This is a genomic window from Brevibacterium sp. VCM10 (genome assembly GCF_000583215.1).
In the GTDB taxonomy this organism is placed as follows: domain Bacteria; phylum Actinomycetota; class Actinomycetes; order Actinomycetales; family Brevibacteriaceae; genus Brevibacterium; species Brevibacterium linens.
In genome coordinates this window covers 1-21,297 of record NZ_JAJB01000032.1, presented here as the reverse complement: position 1 = coordinate 21,297, position 21,297 = coordinate 1, and the positions used below count along the sequence as shown (strand labels likewise).

Genomic DNA, 21,297 nt, shown 5'->3' with positions numbered 1-21,297 from the left:
GCACTGGACGAGAATGGAGTCATGAATCATCTCGAGTTCCATCTCGACCTCGGCCCGGCCGCACAATTCCCACTCGCCCGCGAGGCGGTCTTCTCGTGGGCGCTGCAGGAGCTCGCCGGCGTCGTCGTCCGCCCGTCTCGCCGGGTGGTCGAGGGCCAGATCGTCGCTCTGCGACTCAATCCCGGATGGCCGGCCTCGCCGAGGCGGCTGCGCGGTCACGATCTGCTCGTGCCCGTGGGTTCGTGCGTCGTGACCCGGGCGATCGATGAGGCAGATCGCGCCGGATTCACCTATCGCACCCTGCCGGGTCACCTCGAGGACGGAGAGGAGACCTTCCTCGTCTCCATCGGCACCGACGGTCGACTGGCCGTGACCATCACCGCTGACTCCGTTCCCGCGCATCCGCTGCTTCGCCTGGGCGCTCCGGTGACGGTGGCCGGACAGGAGATGATGGCCAGGCGGTATGCCGAGGGCCTGAAACGGCAGCTCAGCGCCGCCGGCAGCAGACGTCACGGCCGCGCCCTCGCCTTGGCCTCGGCCATCTCGTCCCCCGCCTCATCGCCCACACCGCGCACCTGAACAACTCGGACATCGCCCAACCCGCGAGCCGGGGACCACGGGGAGTCGACCTCACCTGGTGCCGTCAGGTCTCGTGCAGCTCGGCTCCCCCGAGGCGGCCGCCGCCTCGACGAATGGAACGCCCAGCAGTGAGCACGTCCGGCAGTCGCCGGCGTCCGAAGTCGAACTGAACGGCGGCAGCATCTGGCCGCAGTACCCGTCGGCCATGCGTCCAGCAGCGATCCGATACCTCTTCAGTCATGAATGCATGTACATTATTGACTGATTCGATATATGGTGGGATGGACCATACGCGCACCCTGCGTGCTCGAGACAGGGCGCTCAAGACAGCGTGCGCGAGCCGGGCGTTCCGAGCCCGGCAGCATGCGGCAGCGCCGCCGGCCCGACGAGAGGGAGACATTCGACGATGAAGCAGTCGACCACTTCTGAACACCACGACAGCTGCCCTGGCCACGACCACCACCGGTCGCCTGCCCATGACCGCCTCGAGGAGTTCCTCCCGCGCGCGGGTTCAGGTCCGCTGTCGGGGCAGATCATCGTCGACTTCTCCCGTGTCCTCGCCGGCCCATACTCGACGATGATGCTCGCCGATCTCGGGGCTACCGTCATCAAGGTCGAAGGACCGAAGGGCGATGACACTCGACATTGGGCACCACCGGTGCGCGACGAGGATGCCACCTACTATCTGTCGATCAACCGCAACAAATACGACCTCGTCCTCGACTTCACCGACCCCGATGACCTCGCCACCGCGCAGAAGCTCGCGGCGCAGGCCGATATCGTCGTCGAGAACTTCAAACCGGGCGGGCTGGCGAAGTACGACCTCGACTACGACAGCGTCGCCGCGACCAACCCGGCAGTCATCTATGCCTCGGTGACCGGATTCGGACGTGAGAACCCGCTGCCCGGATATGACCTCCTCGTGCAGGCGCTGTCCGGGTTCATGTCGGTCACCGGCAGCCCCGACGGCTCGCCGTACCGCGCCGGAGTCGCCGTCTTCGACGTCATGACCGGCCTGCACACGACGATCGGCGTCCTCGCCGCGATCCAGCACCGCACGCTCACCGGCGAGGGCCAGCTCGTCGAAACCAACCTCATGTCCTCGGCGATGTCCGGCCTGGCCAACCAGACCGGCGCCTACGCCGCCGCAGGCGTGAATCCGACCCGGATGGGCAACGCCCACCCGAGCCTCTACCCCTACCAGCCGATGGCCACGCAGTCCGGTGAGATCATCGTCGCCGCCGCCAATGACGGCCAGTTCCGGATCCTCGCCGAGGTGGTCGGACGACCCGATTGGTGCGACGACGAACGATTCGCCCAGGCAAAGAACCGCAACGCAAACCGCGACGCCCTGGAGCCCGAACTTCTCGAGGCCCTGCAGGCCCACACCGCCCACGAATGGTTCGACAAGCTCTCGGCCGCCGGCCTGCCCTGTGCACCGATCAACACGATCGCCGAAGGGGTCGACCACGCCACGGGCCTCGGCCTGTCACCGGTCGTGGACACCGGCAGCGGCGAGCGCATCATCCCGACCATCCGCAACCCGATCACCTTGTCGAGGTCGCAGGTCGCCTACGACCTCGCTCCCCCGGAGCTCGGAGCCGACTCCGATCGGGTCCGTGCCTGGCTCGACAGCCTCTGAACCGTTCACCACAGACGAAGGAGATCCAACAATGGACAACACGGAACTCGACGACATCCTGTCAGCCGTCCGCGAGTTCGTCCGCGAGAAAGTCGTTCCGCTCGAGACCGAGGTCGAAGACGAGGATGCCTTCCCCGAAGCCATCATCAGGGAATCCGCCGAGATGGGCCTCTTCGGCTGGGCCCTGCCAGAGGAGTACGGCGGGCTCGGGCTCAACGCCGAACAGGACGCGCTGCTCGCCATGGAACTCGGCTACACGACCCCGTCCTTCCGGTCCCTGTTCGGCACGAACAACGGCATCGCCGGGCAGGTGCTCGTCAACTACGGCACCGACGAGCAGAAGTCCGACTGGCTGCCCCGTCTGGCCTCCGGCGAGGTCGTCGCGTCCTTTGCGCTGACCGAATCCGAGGCCGGTTCGGACCCCTCGGGCCTGCGGACCAAAGCCGAACGCGTCGGCGACGACTACATCATCAACGGCTCCAAACGGTTCATCACCAACGCCGAGGCCTCCGATGTGCTCATGGTCTTCGCCCGCACCGATCCGAACGCCACCGGTTCGAAGGGCATCTCGGTCTACCTCGTGCCCACGAAGTCCGAAGGCGTGACCGTCGGCCCACACGATCACAAGATGGGTCAGGCCGGTGCCTGGACCTCGGAGATCTTCTTCGACGACGTGCGCGTGCCTGCCGCCAACCTCATCGGCGACGAGGAGGAGAAGGGCTTCTACGCGGCCATGGCCTCGCTCAACAAGGGCCGCCTGCACATCGCCGCGATCTGCGTCGGACAGTCGATCCGCATCCTCGACGAATCCGTGCGCTTCGCCGCCGAGGCGAAACAGGGCGGCGAGCCGATCGCCCGGTTCCAGCTCGTCCAGGCGATGCTCGCCGATATCTACACCGATGTCGCCGCCGCCAAGGCCCTCGTCCTCTCGGCCGCACAGCGCTGGGACGCCGAGACCGATCGCAAGCTGGGTCCCTCCTCGGCGAAGCTCTTCGCCTCCGAAGCACTGGCCCGAATCGCCGACAAGGGCGTGCAGATCCAGGGCGGCATGGGCTACATGCGCGAGTCCGCGGTCGAACGCTTCTACCGCCACGCACGCCTCTTCCGCATCTACGAAGGCACCTCCGAGGTCCAGCGCGTCGTCGTCGCCAAGCAGCTGCTGGGTGGCGCGCACAAACCGCAGTTCAACCTCTGAGCTGCACGGACCGTATTCTGCACGACCAATGACACGGACCGCCTCGGCGAGGTCCGGCCCCGCCCTGGTCACCCACGACCGCCTGGTCACCCACGACCGCCTGGTCACCCACGACCGCCTGGTCATCCACGAACGAAAGGAATCACCATGACCGACACCACCGCAGCGAACACCGGTATCACCGTCACCGAAACCGGCGGAGTCACCGCCATCCCCGGCCTGCTTGCCGACAAGGTCGCCGTCGTCACCGGCGGAGCCCAGGGGCTCGGCCTGGCGATGGCCCGCAGCCTCGTCGACTCCGGAGCGAAGGTCGTCCTCGCCGATATGAATGAGGAGAGCCTGCAGGCGGCCGTGATCGAACTCGGCGGAGACGGCGTCGCCACCGGCGCCGTGTGCAACGTCTCTGACCTCGAGGCCGTCGAGAAGCTCGCGAAGGCGGCCACGACCGCATTCGGCGGTATCGACATCTGGGTCAACAACGCCGGCATCACCCGCGATGCGACGATCCGGAAGATGACCGAGCAGCAGTTCGACGACGTCATCTCCGTGCACCTGCGCGGCACATGGAACGGACTCAAGGTCGCGACCGCGCTCATGCGCGAGCAGGACCGCGGCGGCTCGATCATCAACGTGTCCTCGATCAGCGGCAAGGTCGGCAACCCCGGACAGTCGAACTACTCCGCAGCGAAGGCGGGCATCGTCGGCATGACGAAGGCCGTGGCCAAGGAAGTCGCGTTCAAGGACATCCGCATCAACGCGATCCAGCCCGGCTTCATCAACACCGCCATGACCGCGGCCATGCCCCAGCACGCGATCGATTCGAAGCTCGCCGAGATCCCGCTCGGCCGCCCCGGCGAACCCGAAGAGGTCGCCTCCGTAGTGCTGTTCCTGGCCTCCGGCCTGTCGAGCTACCTCACCGGCACCGTCACCGAGATCTCCGGCGGTCGCAATATCTGATCCGGGGCATGTCGATTCGGAGGGAGAAGAATGATGATTTCGACCGAGGAAATCAACACTTCTCTCCCTCCGAATTCCTCGTGCAGCGGATGGGCCACCTCGGCGAAGGTCAGCTCTTCGCGGATCGCCGTCCGGGCAGGCGGACCACGCCGAAGGCGACCATGCCGATGAGCGGCAGCAGCGGCCAGATCCAGGTGACCCCGTGCTCGCTGACCATACCGGTATCGGCCATGATCGCCAGGCCCGCGCAGATGGCCGCCGAGGCGGCGATCGGCATCCACACGGGAGGGGCGGGACGATCGTCGGGAGCAGGCGTTTCGAACCGGCCGAAGATCGCCACGAGCACCCCGGTGATCGCCAGCAGAACCAGTGCCCACAGCGGACGGGTGAGCCACCAGATTCCGGTCAGCGGAGTCGGCAGCAGGGCATCGGCGTCGAGGCCGATGAGGACGTTGGCCAGGGCCGTCAGTGCGGTCAGATGCCAGAGGAACCAGGTCATGATGCGCTGGTTGACGAGCACCGTGAGAAACCACAGTCCCGGGCTGCGCAGCAGTTTCGCCAGTGGGCGCTGGAGCATGAGCACGATTCCGGCCTGAGCCATGCCGAGGAAGCCCATGGTCACACGGGTCGGGGCGGAATTCGAGATCGTGTCGGTGCCGGCGGTGATCATCGACACCGGATAAGGGCCGAAGCCGACGAGGAGCCCGAGCCCGACGGCGCCGATGACGAAGAGCAACAGGCAGCGTCTGATGCTGGAGAGTCGGCCGTCGAGCCAGGCATAGCCGAACTGATGGAAGCTCGCCCAGACGAGCAGGTAGTTCGGATAGCCGGCGAGAGTGCTCTCGGTGACAATGCTGATGAGGTCGATGATGCCGGCCAAGCCGATGCCGGCGATGATCGACCACCAGCCCCATCGCTCCCACAGGATCAAACACGGCGGCGCGACGATGACGACGAGCAGATACGCGGCGAGGAACCAGGTCGGCACGAGTGCCATCTGGGAGGCCAGCTGGACCGAGGCGGGTTCGGCGCCGGCGGCCAGGGCGATGACGCAGGTGGCCAGCCAGACGAGCAGCAGCGGGATGAGCGGAAGCCCGAGGCGGCGCAGGCGCGCCCGCAGCCATTCGGCATAGCCGGTCTGCCGACGCCGGGCCGAACGCCAGGACAGCGCGTTGGAGTAGCCGCCGACGAGGAAGAAGATCGGCATCACCTGGAACACCCAGGTCAGAGGGTGCGTCCACCTGGCCTGGTCGAGCAATCCGTGAGGTTCGATGCCGTCGGTGGCGCTGACGGCGATGATCGTCCAATGGCCGAGCACGACGACGGTGATCGCCGCGGCGCGGAGGAAGTCGACCTCGCGGCTGCGAGAATCCGGGGTCGCCTCATCGACCTTGCGAGCCTGGGCCAGGAACGAGCGGGGCATGCGGGGATGTCCTTATCGGTTGGTCGGGGAACGGTGTGTGAGGGAACGGCCGGTGCGGGTCGCATCCATCGCCGAGGCAGCCGGCCGCCTCGGCGAGGTCAGGCGCGGTATCTGATTTCGCCGCCGACGACGGTGAGCGCGACTCGGGTGTCGCGGATCGCCTCGGCGTGGGCGAACAGGGCTTCTTCGGAATCGTAGCCGAGGAGGCTGTCGGTCGGCGTGCGCGAGCCGTTCAGGTCGCTCGACTGTGCGGCCGCCTCGGTGTTGAGGGCGTCGCTGCTCAGCCCTTCGGCGGTGCACGGATCGGTGTCGACGACGATGAAGTCGGCATCCATGCCCGGCGCCAGATATCCGCGCCGGTCCTCGAGGCCGGCGGCGAACGCCGGTCCCTGAGTGTGCAGACGGATGGCCTCGACGGCACTCAGGCGGCGGTGCGGCTGGAAGGTTGTGGATGACTCACCGGAGATGTCCGCCCTGGTCATCGCCGCATAGATCGCGGCGAAGGGGTTGGCGGGTTCGACGGGCCCGTCGGAGCCGAAGACGACGTGCGCGCCCGCCTTGAGCAGGTCCGGCCAGGCATAGGCGGCCAGCTGCGCGGACTCGTCGATGAGGTGGAGCAGGTGCAGATCGGAGATGCAGTGGCGTGGCTGCATGGACGCGAGCACCCCGAGCTCGGCGAATCGGGCGACGTCGGACGGTTGGATGAACTGGGCGTGTTCGACGCGGTGACGCAGGGGTCGGCCGAACTTCTCCTCCGCGGCCCGCGTGGTGCCTTGCAGTCGCTCATAGACGGCGAGCACATGGTGGTTCGCCTGGTCGCCGATGGCGTGGATGGCCACGGAGATGCCCGCCTCGGTGGCGATGTGCGCCTGATCGAAGAGCTCGTCCTCGGTCATCTGCGCGATGCCGAAGTTCTCGGTCTCGCCGTCGGTTTCGGGAAACGGCGAGGACATATGCGAGGTGTGCGAGCCGAGCGCCCCGTCGGAGAACAGCTTCAGCCCGCCGCACTGCAGCCAGTCGTCTCCGTCGCCGGTGTGCCAGCCGGTCTCGATCGCCCACGGCACCTCGGGTGAGCGGAGGAACAGGGTGACCCGCATGTCCTGTCGACCGGCTTCGTGCAGGTCGTTCCACCCCAGTGTCGCGGAGATGCCGTCGAAGTCATGGATCCCGGTCAGGCCCTGGGACAGGAAGAGTTCCTGCGTGGTGGCCAGCCGTTCGACCTGGTCCTCGCGGCTGGGTTCGGGGATGAAGCGGGCGACGAGGTCGGTGGCGTCTTCGCGTACCAGACCGGTGAGCTGGCCGTCGTCGTCGCGGACGAAGCTGCCGCCCGAGGGGTCATCGGTCGTGGAGTCGATTCCGGCGATCTCGAGGGCGTGGGCGTTGGCCCACAGAGTGTGCAGGTCGAGTGACCACATCGCCACGGGATGGTCGGGAACCTCGGCGTCGAGCAGCGTCCGGTCCGGATAGCTCGGATCCTCCCATTTGTTGAGGTCCCACCCGGAGCCGACCACCCACGTGCCCACCGGGAGGGAATCGGCACGTTCGCGGATGAGTGCGACCGCCTCGGCGAGCGATTTCGTCTGGGACAGATCGAGGTCAGTCAGGGAGTCGGCGTACATGATCGAGTGGATGTGACCGTCGACGAAACCGGGCAGGATGACCTGTCCGCCGCAGTCGATTTCGTCGATCTCGAGTCCGGGGATGACCGTGGTCGCACCGACCCCACCCGCCGAGGCGAGCGCCGCCGTCGTCGACGACTGCGCGGCGGCGATGTCGAGCAGTTCGGCCCGGGTGCCGATGGCCACGATGGTCTCCCCGTCGACGAGGATCGCGTCGGGGGCCGGCTGAGTGAGGTCGACGGTCGAGGTGGGAGCTGCGGCGGGGGTGTCTGAGTTCGATGCGCTCGGGTCGGAGGCGATCGACGCAGGGGTGCTCGAGGCGGGGGTGCTCAAGGCGGGGGCACTCGAGGCGGCTCGGGGTGCGAAAGTGCGCACCACGGCGTTGGAGAACAGACGCATGGACACCAGTTTAGAGCGGGTGCGGCGAAGTCGCTGAGTGGGCCGATCACCACCGCTTCCTTGCTACCTGGCGGCGGCCCAGATACCTCGCATGGTTGCTGCGCCGCCGTCGGGTAGTAATTGGTGGGCGAAGGTGAGGGCGCAGCCCGTCTTTTCTACGAGGAGTAGAATCGGGGTTATGACTCACTTCTTCAGCACCGATGACTCGCGGTTGGCGGCGAGCGCTCGGATCATCCTGCCCGCCGTCTGGCTCGGGCTCATCATCGGCATCTCACTCATCGAGGCGCCGCTGAAGTTCACGGCCCCGGGCATCACGATTCCGCTGGGGTTGGGCATCGGGCGGCTGGTGTTCGGCGTGATGAACTGGGTCGAGCTGGTCATCGCCGTGATCCTGCTGTGGGCCCTGCTCAAGTCGGGAGTCGACCGCGCCTACCGCGGTGTGGCCTGCGGTCTCATCGCGGTGCTCATCAACAAGGTCATCGTCATCCGACCGCTGCTCAACCAGCGCACCGATGCCGTGCTCGCCGGGGTCGATGACGGAGGTTCGGCCCTGCACCTGTTCTACATCGCCGCCGACGGGCTGCTCATCGTCGGACTCATCGCAGCACTCGTGCTCGCAGTGCGCCGTTGGGTGACGGTCCGCCCGGCCGTCGAGGCAGACGACAAATAGAGGAGGCCGCCGGGTCTGCTCAGACCGAAAGCGCAGCCGCCTTCCGCGTCCTCACTTTGGTTGAGGAAGGCCGCAAAAAGGATCCGGCGGTCACGAACATCAGCGCCGTTCTCTTCGAGTGGCCAATGGAGGCCGACGCAGGAATTGGCACTGAACGGCACCCCCACCGAGTGCCGAGGCGTCGTCACTCAGCGGCCTCCTCGGCGAATAATCGCTTTCTGATCAGATCATCGGTAAAAAAACTCGATGCACCACACAAAACTCGATACCCAACTGCACAAAACCCGGTGGTCAACAGCTCGCTGAGTTTGGTACCTGAAATCATGCTTCAAATCGGATGGAGTTCTGTCGACATGGAAGTTGATCCAGTCGAGGTCGCTGATCAATGCCGCAATTCGGCTGTGGTCTTTCACTCGGCACTCGCGGATCACCGAGTACACTCCGCGGCAGAGTCGAATAAGACAACAGTCCAACGCACTCTTGATCGTGTTGGAATAGATGCTGGCGGCACTGATTTCTTCGCGATAGATCGTATTCTTCATCTGGCGAGTATCGGCAACAGCGGCTCGAGTTCAGAAGCCCTTGCGCCAGGGTCGTGGACAACGTTTCGTCGTCCACAAGTCAACGACGGACGAGTCGAGTTCTTCTCCCCAGGCCGCTGATGAACGGCTCCGCACAACAGTTTCTGAGATCACGCACCTGCTGAGCACCGCTGCGATGGGTTCCGTCCGTCGGAACCGAATCTCGCACTGACTGTCTGGATTCTCGCAAGTCGCCGGACGAGCAGGTCTTCCACAGCGTCTGGTGCGCGGGTGAGAACTCAGTCCACGAATGTGCAAGTCCAGTAATCGCCTTTTGCGCCATCCGTGATCGACTTTCGTCCGAACCGTCATCGCCTTTTGATCCATGAATCGGGTTCGAACTCGATGGTTCGGTCAAAAGGCGATGAGCGCCCGAAAGTTGCCCAATGGGTGCCCCGGCCGCCCCGGGCACCCCCAGCCACCGCACGGACAGACCTCACAAACGGACAGCCGTTCCCACCGACAGGCCCGGACTCAGAAATACACCGCCAGCGGGCCTCGAGGGCCGTCGATGACGTCGACGGGAGTGTCGAACACCCGGGAGAGCACCTCGCCGGTCATGATCTCCTCGGGCGTGCCGAACTCGACCACCGCACCGTCTTTGACCGCACAGATGTGGTCGGCGTAGTGACCGGCGAAGTTGATGTCGTGGAGGACGATGACGATAGTCCTGCCCATCTCGGCCGCCGCCAGGCGCAGGTGCTGCATCATCTGCACCGATCGCTTCATGTCGAGATTGTTCAGCGGCTCATCGAGCAGCACGTAGTCGGTGTCCTGCGCCAGCACCATCGCCACATAGGCACGCTGCCGCTGCCCGCCGGAGAGCTCGTCGATGAACCGATTCTCCAGCTCACCGAGCTCGAGGAAGTCGATCGCCTGCGAGATGACCTCCTCATCGGCAGCCGTCAGGCGTCCCTTCGAATGCGGGAAGCGACCGAAGCCGACGAGCTGCCGAATCGTCAGCCGAGTGATGAAGTGGTTCTCCTGCCGCAGGATGGATACGATCTTCGCCAGGTCCTTGGACTTCGTCGAGCTGACGTCATAGCCGGCTACCGAGATCGCACCGGAATCGAGCCCGAGCAGCCGCCCGATCATCGTCAGCAGCGTCGACTTCCCCGCACCGTTCGGCCCGACCAGGGCGGTGACTCCCCCGGCAGGGATCTGCAGGTCGACGGGTCCGATCGAGACCTCGTCGTCGTAGGATTTGCGGACCGATTCGAGCGTGATCACAGGCGCCCCTTTCGCAGGATGACGAGCAGGAAGGCGCCGCCGCCGACGATCTCGATGATGATCGACACGACCCCCTCGGCGTAGAAGATGTTCTTCATGACGAAGTACGCCCCACCGAGGACGACGAACCCGAGGAGGGCGGCCATCGGGAAGAGACGCTTGTGGTCATAGGTGTCGGCGAACTGGTAGGCGAGCATCGCGACGAGGAAGCCGAGGAAGACCATCGGTCCGATCATCGACACGGACACCGCCATGAGGATGGAGACGAAGAAGAGGACTCTGATGAGCTCTCGCTTGTAGCTCAGCCCCAGGTTGCTCGTCATGTCCCGCCCCAGCGCCGTCACATTCAAGCGCGACGAGCTCAGGTACAGCCCGAGGCAGGCCAGCACACACAGCGGGATCGACACCGGCAGGTAGCTCGAATCCGAATTCGAGATCGACCCGAACAGGCGTGCGGAGAGGATGTCGAACTCGCTCGGCGTCAGCGTCCGCTGCATGAATGTCGCCACCGATCCGAGTCCGCCGCCGATGACCACGCCGATGAGCAACATGAGCGCCACCGAGGAATGCCGCCCCGACAGCAGCCACCCGTAGAGCGCCAGCGACAGCCCGACCATGAGAATGAGTTGGACGACGAAGGGCACGAGTCCCTTGAGCTCGACGATCGCCGTGACCCCGAAGAAGTACATCGCCGAGGTCTGGATCGCCACGTAGAGGGATTCGAATCCCATGATCGAGGGCGTGATGATCCGGTTGTTCGTCACCGTCTGGAAGGCGACCGTGCCGAACGACTGGCACAGCGCGACCAGGGCGATGACGACGAGGTTCGTCAGCCGCAGCTCCGCGATCAGCCAGAACCCCGGGTCCGTGATCGGCATCGGATTGTCCCAGGCCAGGATGCCCAGAGCGATCCCCGCCGAGGCGACCGACTGCACGATGATCATCGTCCAGTACCGCCGCACGGACTTCGCCGTCGGCAGCGGACCCGACGACCGCTGAGCGGGCGAAGACCCTCGCCGAGGCGGCCGAACGACCCGTGCGCCCGCACCGGAACGCTCCGTGCCGGTCGGGTCAGTGACAGTGGGACGATCTCGGTCGACCGCCTCGGTGCCGGTGGACCGATCCCCGCCGTTCACGACGGTGGCCGCGGTCGGGTCGGCCGCCTCGGTGCCGGTGTCGACCGGGGATTCGTCCTTCGCTCGCATCGGCACTCACCCGACCTTCCGCTGACGCAGCAGCAGGGCGACGAACACGGCCGCTCCGACGACGCCGAGGATGAGGGACACGGGCACTTCGAAGGGCATGACGATGATACGGCCGATGAGGTCGCAGATGGTGACGATCGCGATGCCGAGTAGGCACACCCACGGCAGATTCGAGCGCAGGTCGTCGCCGCGGATGAGCGAGACGATGTTGGGCACGATGAGGCCGAGGAACGGCAGGTTGCCGACGACGACGGTGACCACTCCGGTCGCAATCGCCACGAACACGGTGCCCAGCAACAGGATCTGGTTGTAGTTGAGGCCGACGTTGGTGGCGATCTCCTTGCCGAGTCCGGCCACGGTAAAGCGATCGGCGAGGACGAAGATGGCCACGACGACGGCCGCGACGATCCACAGGGTCTCGTACTGTCCGCGCAGGATCGAGGTGAAGCTGCCGGCGAACCAGATGCCCAGGGATTGGAGCATGTCCGTCTGCACTGCGATGAATGTCGAGACGGCACCGACGACGGCGCCGAGCATGATGCCGACGATGGGCACGATGAGCGAGGACTTCAAGGACACGCGGCGCAGGAAGACGAAGAAGACGAGGGTGCCGACGAACGCGGCGATGATCGCCCCGACCATCCGCGCCACGATCGAGGCATCGGGGTAGATGATGACGGTGAGCATGAGGCCCAAACCCGCCCATTCGGTGGTGCCGGTCGTCGTCGGTTCGACGAAGCGGTTCTGGGTCAGCAGCTGCATGACCAGTCCGCACATCGCCATGGCGGCACCGGCCAGGACGAGGGCGATCGTGCGCGGGATCCGCGTGATCTGGAACATCTCCGCCCCGCCGTCGCCGCCGAAGACGTCATAGACGCCGGTGAGCAGCGAGATCGCGAGGAGGATGGCGACCCCGAGGATGCCCAGCACAAGCGGCCATCCGAACAGGGGTGCCTTCGCCGAGGCGGCCCCACGTGGGGGCGAAACTTCCGTCCCAGCCGGGGACGGAATTTCCGTCCCACCCGGGGACGGATCCGCCGTCCCGGCTGGGGACGGGGCGACCGTTCCCTGTGGGGACTCAGCCGTCCGGCTGCGTCGGGCTTCGTTCCGACGGCGGGCCGCCTCGGCGAGGGTCATCACTTCTGGTCTTCGAGCTTGTCGGCGAAGTCGTTGAAGAATTCGGTGTAGGTCTGGATGCCTTCGTTGAGGTAGGTGTCCTCGGGGAAGTAGACGATCGCGTTGTCCTTGATCGCAGGGACATCCTTGAGCGCTTCGGAGTCTTCGAGAACTTCGGCGGCCGGGGCGGAGCCTTCGTCGCGGTCCTCTGGGGCGAAGGACGCGTCGCGGTCGAGGACGATCATGAGGTCGGGCTGCGACTTCGCGATGGCTTCGACGGAGATGTCGTCGCCCTGGTGGTCTTCACTGCCCTCGTCGACCTCGAGGGCCGGGTCGAGATCGAGGATGTCGAAGACGGGACCGACGGTGCGGCCGACCGATGGTGCTGCGTAGCCGATGTCGCCGGCCGAGGTGATCAGGCCCATCACCTTGTCGCTGTCGTCGTAGGCGGACTGAGCACGTTCGATTGAGGCGTCGAGGTCGTCGACGAGCGCCTTCGCCTCGTCCTGCTTGCCGAAGACCTCGCCGAGCACCTCGGTCTGGCGGCGCAGTTCGGCGTCGAAGTCCTCACCGTCGCGGGGATCGAGTTCGAGCACCGTCGCGTCGGGAGCGAGCTTGGCCAGGTCGTCGTGGAACTGGGCGAATCGCTGGCCGTTGACGATGAGATCGGGCTCCGCTTCGACGACCTTCTCGAGGTCGGGTTCGCGGTGATTGCCGAGGTCGAGGATCGAGTCGTCCTGGGTGTAGTCGAGGTCGTCGCTCATCAGGGCGACGGCGCCGCCGCTGAGTTCGATGCCCCAGTCGCTGAGGGTCTGGAACGTGCGGTTGTCGGTGGCGACGACGGACTGCGGCGGAGAGGCGACGGTCTGCTTGCCGTTGTTGTCCTCGACCTCGATCGTGGAGCCGGAGTCATCGGCCTGCGCCGAATCGGAGTCGGCAGAGCCGCAGCCTGCCAGGGTGAGAGCGACAACGCCTGCCAGGGCGCTCAGTTGAAGGCGAGTCGAAACCATGGGTCCCACTTTCAGGAATGAACGAATAGGTCGAGCGTGTGCACACACTGAAAGTAAGCTTAGCCTATGCTTCAAAAATAAAGTCAAAGAAGTGTGACGTTATCTGCATCACACCTGAAGTGGGGCCGGATGGGCGTGCGGGCGGGCGGCAGGCTCCGCTGCGCCCTGGTCAGATGGCGGCGATGAGCCTGTCGACCTCGTCCTGGGTGTCGGCGGCGGCTGTCGGGCCGCCGGATCCTCCGCGACTGACCTTGAGTCCGGCCTCTTCGACGATGACAGCCCCACCGGCGTAGTCGTAGATGCCCAGGCCGCGTTCGGCGTAGCCGTTGACTCGGCCCTCGGCGACCATGCACAGGTCGAGTGCGGCCGAGCCGCAGCGACGGATGTCGTCGTATCCGGCCATGAGGTTCTCGAGCTTGGCCAGTTGGACTCCGCGGTTGCTCAGGGCATAGGCGAAACCGGTGGCCAGGAGCCTGCCGGACAGCCCGGGCGGAGTCCCGCGCAGTCGTCGTGCCGGTATGGCGGCACCGGTCTCGCGGTGGTCGGCCAGACGTCCGTCGATCCGAAAGGCACCCAGGCCCGCGGCCGCCAGCCATGTGGCGTCCAGCCCGGGCGAGGCGACGAGTCCGATCTGCCAGTCGCCGAGTCCGAGGCCGGCGTCCTTCTCATCTGCCACCGCGCAGACGCCGACGGAGAAGGCATGGTGTTCGATGCTGCGGACATAGTTGACGGTGCCGTCGATCGGGTCGATATGCCATTCCAGCCGCGGACCGTCGTCAGCGATCTCGTTGAGCGCACCGGTCTCCGGATCGAATGCGTTGAGTCCCAGCAGGAAGTCCGCAGGGAAGAATGCGACCGGGTCGAGGGCTTCCGAACCCTCTTCGCCGACCATGAGGTCATGGGGCCTGACTTGGTTGAGGTAGCCGCGCACGAGCGCCTCGATCTGCGCGTCGGCGCGAGTGACGAGGTCATTCGGCGAGGTCTTCGTGTCGACGACATTGGCGTCGAGGCGCGCGCCGAGCATCGGCCTCCAAGCGAGCATCTGCTCCCACGCCATGATTGAGAGGTCGGAGGCGATGCGGATCAGAGAGTGGTCGACGATCTCAGCGGGCAGGGATTCGAGCTCGGAGTTCATACGGTCACTCTAGACACCCCGCCGCGCCCCTCGCCTAAGCGTCCGCCGGCAGAATCCTGCCCGTCCGCGCAGTCCGCTTCCCACGGCCTCAGTCCGCCCCCTGTGTAACAAGACTGCAATACATCGGCGACTATGTACTTCTTGTATCTAATCCGCCCAGGGGCCTCAGGAACTCCGATCGCACAGCTATTCACGCCTCCCGGAAACGCACCTGCGGTTGCCGTCACCGCACTTCGATCCAGGTGATTTCACAAACGAGGAAGTGTCGAATCCTGAAGCGATTTCCATGCCTCGAGCAGAATTTCGCTTCGGAAATGTGTTCACCCAACAGGGCCATTGTCCCCGGAACGAGAATTCCCGCTTCCGGCACCTCGATGAATCGGTCACGCAACCGTCAGAGACCGTCCATGAATCGCACAAGGGCGGTGATCCATACCGAATAAGGATCACCGCCCTGGTTTCTGCGCGGGAAGTGCGGACACAGAGGGGGCAGGCGAGTGCCGTTCTTCCCCTGTGGCTCCTGAGGTCAGGCGGGGTCGGCGACCCCGGCCTTCGGCTTACTGCGCTTGACCGGTCCGTGCCTGCGCACGATCTCCTGAACGGCCTGCGAAGAGGTGCCCGCCGCCTCGGCGATCGCACCGAAGGTCGCACCCTCTTCGCGGGCGCGCAGAATCGCCATCACATAGTCGGTGTTGATTTTGGAGCGCTGCCGTGCGACCTTTCGGACCGCACCGACTAATGCCGCCTGATCAACTGTCAATTCACGAGCTCGACGAGACATGTTTTCTTCCCCTGCATTCATGGTGTGGCCCGTTGCCACGAATTGGTGTAGTCCCATTAGATACCACGAATATGTCAAGACACCAAGAATTCCCGAATATAGGAACTCGGGCTACTGTGTAGCACCGTTCTGAGCACGCAAGATAACGAATATATAACATTACTTGGATTTCACCGATGACCTTCGCTCGCCGCTTCCCGGCGTGGACGGTATCGCTGTTCCGGCAACCCAAGTGGCACAATGCGGACATGACGACTATGGCCGATCCCACTGGAGCGAATCGGGCGACCGTCGACGAAGACGAGTCCCAGACGCCGCTTCCCACCGCACTCGCCGAACAGTTCCGTGCCGCAGGCATCCGTGATTTCAGCATCGACGACACCGACCGCGCCGCATACTCCTCCGACGCTTCTCTCTTCCGCCTTGTCCCTGCCGCCGTCGTCTTCCCTCACGACGAGGGCGAGGTGGCTCGTGTCCTGTCTGTTGCGCGCCGCCTCGGTGTGCCCATCACCAGCCGCGGTGCCGGCACATCGATCGCCGGCAACGCCATCGGCCGCGGCATCGTCCTCGACTTCTCTCTCCACATGAACGCGGTCCTCGACCTCGATCCGGATGAGCAGGCGGCCTGGGTGCAGTCCGGCTGCGTCCACGCCCACCTGCAGAAACAGGCCAAACCGCACGGTCTGCGTTTCGGCCCGGACCCGTCCACCCACACCCGCTGCACGATCGGCGGGATGATCGGCAACAATGCCTGCGGGCCCCGGGCGCTGGGCTACGGACGCACGGGCGACAACGTTCTCGCGCTGAAGATCATGCTCATCGACGGCACCGTCGTCACCCTCGATGACACGGACGCCTCCACGACGTTCCCGCGGCTGCACGAACTCGTGGCACAGAACCTCGGCACCATCCGCACGAACTTCGGCACGTTCTCCCGTCAGGTCTCCGGGTACGGACTCGAGTCCCTCCTTCCGGAGAACGGCTTCGACGTCCGCCGCGCCTTCGCCGGCACCGAGGGCACCTGGGGAGTGATCCTCGCGGCGAAGATGCGGCTGGTCAAGGAACCGAGCTTCACCTCGGCGGTTGTGCTCGGCTATGCGGACATGGTCGCCGCCGCCCACGATGCGCCGCTGCTGAAGGATTTCCCCGTCGCCGCCTGCGAGGGCCTCGATTCGCGCATGCTCGACCGGGTCATCGACACCAAGGGCGCCGAGGCGGTCCCGCCCCTCCCCGAGGGTGCGGGCTGGCTCGTCGTCGAACTCACCGGTGAGGACGAGGCCGCGCTCGAGACCGAGACTCAGCGCCTCATCTCCGAATCGACGTCACGCGACTCCGCAGTCCTCGACGCCCGGGCCGCGGCCGAGGTGTGGGCGATCCGCGCCGATGGCGCAGGTCTCGTCTCGCGCACCCCCGATGGGCGCGACGCCCACGCCGGCTGGGAGGATTCGGCGGTTCCGGTGGACCACCTCGGCGATTATCTGCATGACCTCATGGAGCTGCTCGAGGAGCACGGGCTGTGGGCGATTCCCTACGGGCACTTCGGCGACGGCTGCCTGCACATGCGCGTGGACTTCCCGCTCGAGGATCCGAACGGCGGGCAGGTGATGCGCGATTTCATGGTCGCGGCCACGAAGCTCGTCGCGCGCTACGGCGGGTCGGTCTCCGGGGAGCACGGGGACGGTCGGGCCCGCTCCGAACTGCTGCGCCTCATGTACACCCCGGCGGCGCTCGACCTGTTTTCCCAGGTCAAGCGGCTCTTCGATCCTCAGCATCTGCTCAATCCCGGTGTCATCGTCGACCCGGACGCCCTCGACGAGTCGGTCCGTCTCACTCAGCTGCCGCTGCGTCAGGAGCTGCCCGGAACCCTCGCGATGGCCTACGAGGGCGAGTCCGCCGGTTTCGCGTCGGCGGTGCACCGGTGCACCGGGGTCGGCAAGTGCCGTGCGGATTCGGCGGCCGGCGGCGGCATCATGTGCCCGTCGTACCAGGCCACACGGGATGAGCGGCATTCGACGCGGGGGCGTGCGCGAGTGCTGCAGGAGATGGTGTCCGGGGATCTGCTCGAGCCTCGCTGGGACTCCCCCGAGGTGCACGAGGCTCTCGACCTGTGCCTGTCGTGCAAGGCCTGCGGGACCGAATGCCCGACCGGCACGGACATGTCCACGTACAAGGCCGAGGTGCTCTACCAGTCGTACAAGGGCAGGCTGCGGCCGATGCAGCACTATTCGCTCGGGTTCCTTCCGCAGCTCGCGCGTCTCATCACTCCGCTCGCGCCCGCGGTCAACCGGGTCTCGGGGCTGCCGGGGCTGACGACGCTGGCGAAGAGGATGGCCGGCATCGACGTCCGCCGGTCGATTCCGCAGTTCGCGTCCACGACGTTCAGGAAATGGTGGGCCACCACCGCCGAGGCGGCACCGAAGTCGCACTCCCCCGCTGAGTCGCGTGCGAGCGCCGAGTCACCGGGCACGGATTCGTCACCGGCCGCGGACTCGCTGCGGCCCACGGCTGAGGTCGTGCTGTTCGCCGATTCCTGGTCGAACCATTTCGCTCCGCGCATCCTCGCTGCGGCCGTCGCCGTACTCGAGCAGGCCGGGGTGCATGTGCGGGTGATCGATCAGACGGTGTGCTGCGGACTGCCGCTCATCTCGACCGGTCAGCTCGATGCGGCGAAGGCGAATCTGTCGGAGACGATCACCGCTCTCGATGCGACAGAGAATGTGCCGATCATCGGCGTCGAGCCCTCGTGTTTGGCCACGCTCAAGGATGATTCGCTCAAGCTCGTCGCCGATGAGGCCTCGCACCGGGTGGCGAACCGGGTGCAGACCCTGGCCCAGTATCTGCTGAGCATCGGTGCCGAACTGCCGGACCTGTCCGGGGTCGAAGCACTCGTGCAGCCGCACTGCCACCAGTCGGCGATCTTCGGCAACGCCGCCGATCAGGAGCTGCTGGCCCGGGCCGGAGCGGACACTGAGTTCCTCGGCGGGTGCTGCGGTCTGGCCGGGAACTTCGGCGTCGAAGACGGTCATTTCGAGACTTCGGTCGCCGTCGCCGAGGTGGCTCTGCTGCCGGCTCTGCGCAGACGCGGACGGGCCACCGGTGTGGAGGCTCGGGCCGATTCCGATAGCGTCACCGTTGCCGATACCGATACCGATACCGACGCTTCAGCTCATCGTGCGACGGAGGCTGTCTCAGATGCTTCGCGCACTCGTGCCACGGGATCAGGCGCGGAGGGGCGGCTGCAGGTCGTTCTTGCCGACGGGTATTCGTGCCGCACGCAGATCACGGATCTCAGCGACGCTGCGGGGGTGTCGCTGGCCGAGCTCCTCGCGTGGGGGTGGGGGCTGGAACCGCGGCGCTGAGTCCGAGGTCAGGGCCGCCTCGGCGAGGCTTCCGGCCTTGGCCGTCGTCTCAGGCCTTGGCCGTCGTCTCAGGCCTTGGCGGTGAGCACCGGGACTTCGGCTTCGAGGAGGATCCGCTGTGCCTGCGAGCCGAGGATGAACTTCCCGATCGCCGAGCGTTTGCGCAGGCCGATGACGATGAGTTGGGCGTCGTACTCCTCGGCGAGGTCATTGAGCGTGCCGGGCAGATCGTCTTCGTGATCGGGCTGGAGCACCTCGACCTCGACGTCCGATTCCCTGCCGAGGTCGACGATCCGCTTGATCTCGTCCTCACCGATCTCGGTCGGAGCTCCACTGGCACCTCGTCGCTGTGAGTTGATCACGACGGCGGCGCTCGACCGCAGTTCGGCCTCTGCGAAACCCGCACGCAGAGCAGCCTCACCCTCGGGAGCGGGTAGGTAGCCAATGAGAATCGTCATGGCCCCCAGTATATGGACTCATCCATGATTCGTTCACTTCGGGATCACTCTACGGTCAGGCAACCGCCGCCCCACCCCCAGAACTACCTGACGGCGGCCCAGCAACCTCGCGCGAGGTTGCTGGGCCGCCGTCAGGTAGTTCTAGATGCTTCGACGACCGCCTGCGCTCTCTCTGCGTGGTCGCGGAGGGCGTCGATGAGCTCGGGTGGGTGGAGCACTTCGATCTCGGCAGGGATGGACGCAAGGGTGGCTGCGACCCACCTGAGGTCCCAGAATCCGCAGGTGATGCGCGCACCATCGGCCGCCTCGGTGATGGTGGCACTGCGGGTGGGGAACCATTCCTTCGCTTCCCGCGCCGAGGCGGCCGTGCGCAGAACGACGGTGTGCGGATACGCGGTGGTGGTCACGGCTGCGGACACAGCCGCCTCGGGGTCGGGGTGCTCACGTGGGGTGATGCTCAATGTCGTCGCGTGAACCCGGTTCATGCGGTCGAGGCGAAAGACCCGATGGTCGTCGCGATCGAGGTCGAAGGCGAAGAGGTACCAGTGCGCACCGAAGACGACGAGACGGATCGGTTCAACGCGACGGGGTGTCGAGGGGTGGTCGCCGGTCGGAGCGGCAGTCGCCGTACGGGATGTGTCGACAGTCGGGTCGCCGGTCGGGCCGGTGACAGTGGGGTCGTCGACGTCAGGGCGTTGCATCTTCCGGTAGTCGAAGGTCGCGATCGTCGACGCATTGATCGCCGAGGCGAGCGTGATGACCGCGCTGATGTCGACTCCGGGTGCGTGGCCTTCGGACACGGACACAGCCGTCGAGATATCGGCGACGGTCGCGCGCATGGCCGCCGGCAGCATCGTCTGCAACTTCGTCGTCGCCGATTCCGCGTGTTCGGTGTCCAGGCCGGCCCCACGCAGGAGCACCAGACCGACCGCCGTGGCCAGTGCCTCGCCTGCCTCGAGCTGCAGCGGCGGCAGCACCGTCCGCGATTCGGCGCGATAGCCCCCGGCTAGGCCCGGTGCCGAGGAGATGATGTAGCCGAGATCGCGCAACGCGGCGATATCTCGACGGATGGTACGTGGGGTAACGTCGAAGCGGGAGGCGAGCTCGACGGCAGTGCAGCTCCTGCCGGACGCGAACAGACCGAGCAGACTCAAGAGCCGCGTCTCCGACTGCATTCCACCTCCGAATGAGAAACTTTCGCCGGACTTATTGATGCGGACAGTATATGTCCGCATCACACCTGACGATAGGTTCACCGCTTCAGCCATCCGGCCCCGGCGGACATCGCAAAGGAGAGATCATGCCGTTCTTCACCCCTTCCGTCACGAGCGAAGCCGACGCCGCGTTCACCTACCTCACCCAGCAGTGCACCCAGCTCAAGCTCACGGCGCAGGGCCTGACCGATGCGCAGGCTCGCAGCACGCCGACGACCAGTGGATTGAGCATCCTCGGGCTCATCGTCCACGGCGCTCAGGTGGTCAACAACTGGCTCATCCAAGTCAAGGATCCGACTAGAGAGGTCGGAGAAGACGACTACCGGGCGGTCAACGAGAAGGTGGGACTCACGGCGATGTTCGACGGGTCGGCCCTCCCCGACCTCGACATCGACGAGGCGGTCGCGATCTTCGACACGGTCATCGACGGGATCGAGGAGGCTCGGTCGGCTGTCGAAGAGACTGGGACCGATCTCGGCACCGAAGTGCCGATGCCGGATAACCCGTGGATGCCCGATGACTTCGATATGACCGTGCGGTGGATCCTATGGCACCTGGCCACCGAGATCGCCCGCCACGCCGGCCACGCTGACATCATCCGCGAATCGATCGACGGGGCGATCGCCTACCAGCTCAATGCTCAGGCGGACGCCGAACCGTGGCCGCCCGAGGGCATCGACTGGACCTGAGTCCCCACGAATTACCCCCAGAACTACCTGACGGC

19 protein-coding genes are annotated in these 21,297 nt (G+C 65.7%); 8 read left to right on the top strand and 11 right to left on the bottom strand.

The window, feature by feature from the left end:
- Window positions 1-21: 21 nt before the first annotated feature.
- From AD89_RS18435 to fabG, 5 genes are all read left to right on the top strand, one after another.
- Window positions 22-579: a DUF1990 domain-containing protein gene (locus AD89_RS18435; protein ID WP_025778520.1), complete on the top strand. Its 558-nt coding sequence runs from the start codon at window positions 22-24 to the stop codon at window positions 577-579.
- A gap of 406 nt (window positions 580-985) precedes the next feature.
- Window positions 986-2,221: a CaiB/BaiF CoA transferase family protein gene (locus tag AD89_RS0110165; RefSeq protein WP_025778516.1), complete on the top strand. Its 1,236-nt coding sequence runs from the start codon at window positions 986-988 to the stop codon at window positions 2,219-2,221.
- Window positions 2,222-2,252: 31 nt separating this feature from the next.
- The gene (locus AD89_RS0110160; RefSeq protein WP_025778515.1) at window positions 2,253-3,416 is read left to right on the top strand and encodes an acyl-CoA dehydrogenase family protein; all 1,164 of its coding nucleotides are present in this window, start codon (window positions 2,253-2,255) and stop codon (window positions 3,414-3,416) included.
- Between the two features lie 28 nt (window positions 3,417-3,444).
- The gene (locus AD89_RS20485; protein ID WP_269320684.1) at window positions 3,445-3,567 is read left to right on the top strand and encodes a hypothetical protein; all 123 of its coding nucleotides are present in this window, start codon (window positions 3,445-3,447) and stop codon (window positions 3,565-3,567) included.
- On the top strand, window positions 3,564-4,373 hold the full coding sequence (gene fabG, locus AD89_RS0110150; RefSeq protein WP_081770423.1) for a 3-oxoacyl-ACP reductase FabG: 810 nt from the start codon (window positions 3,564-3,566) through the stop codon (window positions 4,371-4,373). Before AD89_RS20485 ends, fabG begins: the two co-directional genes overlap by 4 nt.
- A gap of 109 nt (window positions 4,374-4,482) precedes the next feature.
- Here the strand turns inward: fabG and AD89_RS0110145 are convergent, their stop codons facing one another.
- Together AD89_RS0110145 and AD89_RS0110140 are read right to left on the bottom strand one after the other, a co-directional pair.
- A complete protein-coding gene (locus tag AD89_RS0110145; protein ID WP_025778502.1) occupies window positions 4,483-5,796 on the bottom strand; it encodes an acyltransferase family protein in 1,314 nt (437 codons plus the stop codon).
- 98 nt (window positions 5,797-5,894) lie between these two features.
- The gene (locus AD89_RS0110140; protein ID WP_025778500.1) at window positions 5,895-7,814 is read right to left on the bottom strand and encodes an amidohydrolase; all 1,920 of its coding nucleotides are present in this window, start codon (window positions 7,812-7,814) and stop codon (window positions 5,895-5,897) included.
- 178 nt (window positions 7,815-7,992) lie between these two features.
- Between AD89_RS0110140 and AD89_RS0110135 the strand changes: the two genes are divergently transcribed.
- Window positions 7,993-8,484 carry a hypothetical protein gene (locus tag AD89_RS0110135; protein ID WP_025778498.1) on the top strand — a complete coding sequence of 164 codons (492 nt, stop codon included), beginning with the start codon at window positions 7,993-7,995 and terminating at the stop codon, window positions 8,482-8,484.
- Between the two features lie 227 nt (window positions 8,485-8,711).
- Here the strand turns inward: AD89_RS0110135 and AD89_RS19920 are convergent, their stop codons facing one another.
- The 7 genes from AD89_RS19920 to AD89_RS20140 all read right to left on the bottom strand — a co-directional run bounded on the left by AD89_RS19920 (window position 8,712) and on the right by AD89_RS20140 (window position 15,440).
- A complete protein-coding gene (locus AD89_RS19920) occupies window positions 8,712-9,026 on the bottom strand; it encodes a hypothetical protein (protein ID WP_155807407.1) in 315 nt (104 codons plus the stop codon).
- A 513-nt stretch (window positions 9,027-9,539) separates the two neighbouring features.
- Complete coding sequence (locus AD89_RS0110130; protein WP_025778495.1) at window positions 9,540-10,295, bottom strand: iron ABC transporter ATP-binding protein; 756 nt, start codon at window positions 10,293-10,295, stop codon at window positions 9,540-9,542.
- Complete coding sequence (locus AD89_RS0110125; RefSeq protein ID WP_025778493.1) at window positions 10,292-11,506, bottom strand: iron chelate uptake ABC transporter family permease subunit; 1,215 nt, start codon at window positions 11,504-11,506, stop codon at window positions 10,292-10,294. Before AD89_RS0110125 ends, AD89_RS0110130 begins: the two co-directional genes overlap by 4 nt.
- On the bottom strand, window positions 11,507-12,448 hold the full coding sequence (locus AD89_RS0110120; protein ID WP_051505203.1) for an ABC transporter permease: 942 nt from the start codon (window positions 12,446-12,448) through the stop codon (window positions 11,507-11,509).
- Window positions 12,449-12,636: 188 nt separating this feature from the next.
- Window positions 12,637-13,626, bottom strand: coding sequence for a siderophore ABC transporter substrate-binding protein (locus AD89_RS0110115; protein WP_025778489.1), 990 nt, complete (start codon window positions 13,624-13,626; stop codon window positions 12,637-12,639).
- Window positions 13,627-13,795: 169 nt separating this feature from the next.
- Entirely contained in the window at window positions 13,796-14,761 is a 966-nt protein-coding gene (locus tag AD89_RS0110110; protein ID WP_025778487.1) for an inositol monophosphatase family protein, read from the bottom strand.
- 526 nt (window positions 14,762-15,287) lie between these two features.
- Window positions 15,288-15,440: a hypothetical protein gene (locus AD89_RS20140; protein ID WP_197021738.1), complete on the bottom strand. Its 153-nt coding sequence runs from the start codon at window positions 15,438-15,440 to the stop codon at window positions 15,288-15,290.
- A 350-nt stretch (window positions 15,441-15,790) separates the two neighbouring features.
- Between AD89_RS20140 and AD89_RS0110100 the strand changes: the two genes are divergently transcribed.
- On the top strand, window positions 15,791-18,901 hold the full coding sequence (locus tag AD89_RS0110100) for an FAD-binding and (Fe-S)-binding domain-containing protein (RefSeq protein WP_231488572.1): 3,111 nt from the start codon (window positions 15,791-15,793) through the stop codon (window positions 18,899-18,901).
- A gap of 68 nt (window positions 18,902-18,969) precedes the next feature.
- Here the strand turns inward: AD89_RS0110100 and AD89_RS0110095 are convergent, their stop codons facing one another.
- A complete protein-coding gene (locus tag AD89_RS0110095; protein WP_025778484.1) occupies window positions 18,970-19,359 on the bottom strand; it encodes a universal stress protein in 390 nt (129 codons plus the stop codon).
- 131 nt (window positions 19,360-19,490) lie between these two features.
- Window positions 19,491-20,534 carry a helix-turn-helix transcriptional regulator gene (locus AD89_RS0110090; protein ID WP_025778482.1) on the bottom strand — a complete coding sequence of 348 codons (1,044 nt, stop codon included), beginning with the start codon at window positions 20,532-20,534 and terminating at the stop codon, window positions 19,491-19,493.
- A 125-nt stretch (window positions 20,535-20,659) separates the two neighbouring features.
- Here AD89_RS0110090 and AD89_RS0110085 point away from each other — a divergent pair, with 125 nt between their 5' ends.
- Window positions 20,660-21,262 carry a mycothiol transferase gene (locus tag AD89_RS0110085; protein ID WP_025778479.1) on the top strand — a complete coding sequence of 201 codons (603 nt, stop codon included), beginning with the start codon at window positions 20,660-20,662 and terminating at the stop codon, window positions 21,260-21,262.
- The last annotated feature ends 35 nt before the right edge of the window (window positions 21,263-21,297 follow it).

What these genes read in the sequence shown, in the direction of transcription:
- AD89_RS18435 (WP_025778520.1), top strand. Translation starts at nt 22, where the DNA reads ATGAATCATCTCGAGTTCCATCTCGACCTCGGCCCGGCCGCACAATTC.
- AD89_RS0110115 (WP_025778489.1), bottom strand. Translation starts at nt 13,626, where the DNA reads ATGGTTTCGACTCGCCTTCAACTGAGCGCCCTGGCAGGCGTTGTCGCT.
- AD89_RS20140 (WP_197021738.1), bottom strand. Translation starts at nt 15,440, where the DNA reads ATGGCGATTCTGCGCGCCCGCGAAGAGGGTGCGACCTTCGGTGCGATC.
- AD89_RS0110090 (WP_025778482.1), bottom strand. Translation starts at nt 20,534, where the DNA reads ATGCAGTCGGAGACGCGGCTCTTGAGTCTGCTCGGTCTGTTCGCGTCC.
- AD89_RS20485 (WP_269320684.1), top strand. Translation starts at nt 3,445, where the DNA reads ATGACACGGACCGCCTCGGCGAGGTCCGGCCCCGCCCTGGTCACCCAC.
- AD89_RS0110110 (WP_025778487.1), bottom strand. Translation starts at nt 14,761, where the DNA reads ATGAACTCCGAGCTCGAATCCCTGCCCGCTGAGATCGTCGACCACTCT.
- AD89_RS0110160 (WP_025778515.1), top strand. Translation starts at nt 2,253, where the DNA reads ATGGACAACACGGAACTCGACGACATCCTGTCAGCCGTCCGCGAGTTC.
- AD89_RS0110145 (WP_025778502.1), bottom strand. Translation starts at nt 5,796, where the DNA reads ATGCCCCGCTCGTTCCTGGCCCAGGCTCGCAAGGTCGATGAGGCGACC.
- AD89_RS0110140 (WP_025778500.1), bottom strand. Translation starts at nt 7,814, where the DNA reads ATGCGTCTGTTCTCCAACGCCGTGGTGCGCACTTTCGCACCCCGAGCC.
- AD89_RS0110135 (WP_025778498.1), top strand. Translation starts at nt 7,993, where the DNA reads ATGACTCACTTCTTCAGCACCGATGACTCGCGGTTGGCGGCGAGCGCT.
- fabG (WP_081770423.1), top strand. Translation starts at nt 3,564, where the DNA reads ATGACCGACACCACCGCAGCGAACACCGGTATCACCGTCACCGAAACC.
- AD89_RS0110100 (WP_231488572.1), top strand. Translation starts at nt 15,791, where the DNA reads ATGACGACTATGGCCGATCCCACTGGAGCGAATCGGGCGACCGTCGAC.
- AD89_RS19920 (WP_155807407.1), bottom strand. Translation starts at nt 9,026, where the DNA reads ATGAAGAATACGATCTATCGCGAAGAAATCAGTGCCGCCAGCATCTAT.
- AD89_RS0110085 (WP_025778479.1), top strand. Translation starts at nt 20,660, where the DNA reads ATGCCGTTCTTCACCCCTTCCGTCACGAGCGAAGCCGACGCCGCGTTC.
- AD89_RS0110165 (WP_025778516.1), top strand. Translation starts at nt 986, where the DNA reads ATGAAGCAGTCGACCACTTCTGAACACCACGACAGCTGCCCTGGCCAC.
- AD89_RS0110095 (WP_025778484.1), bottom strand. Translation starts at nt 19,359, where the DNA reads ATGACGATTCTCATTGGCTACCTACCCGCTCCCGAGGGTGAGGCTGCT.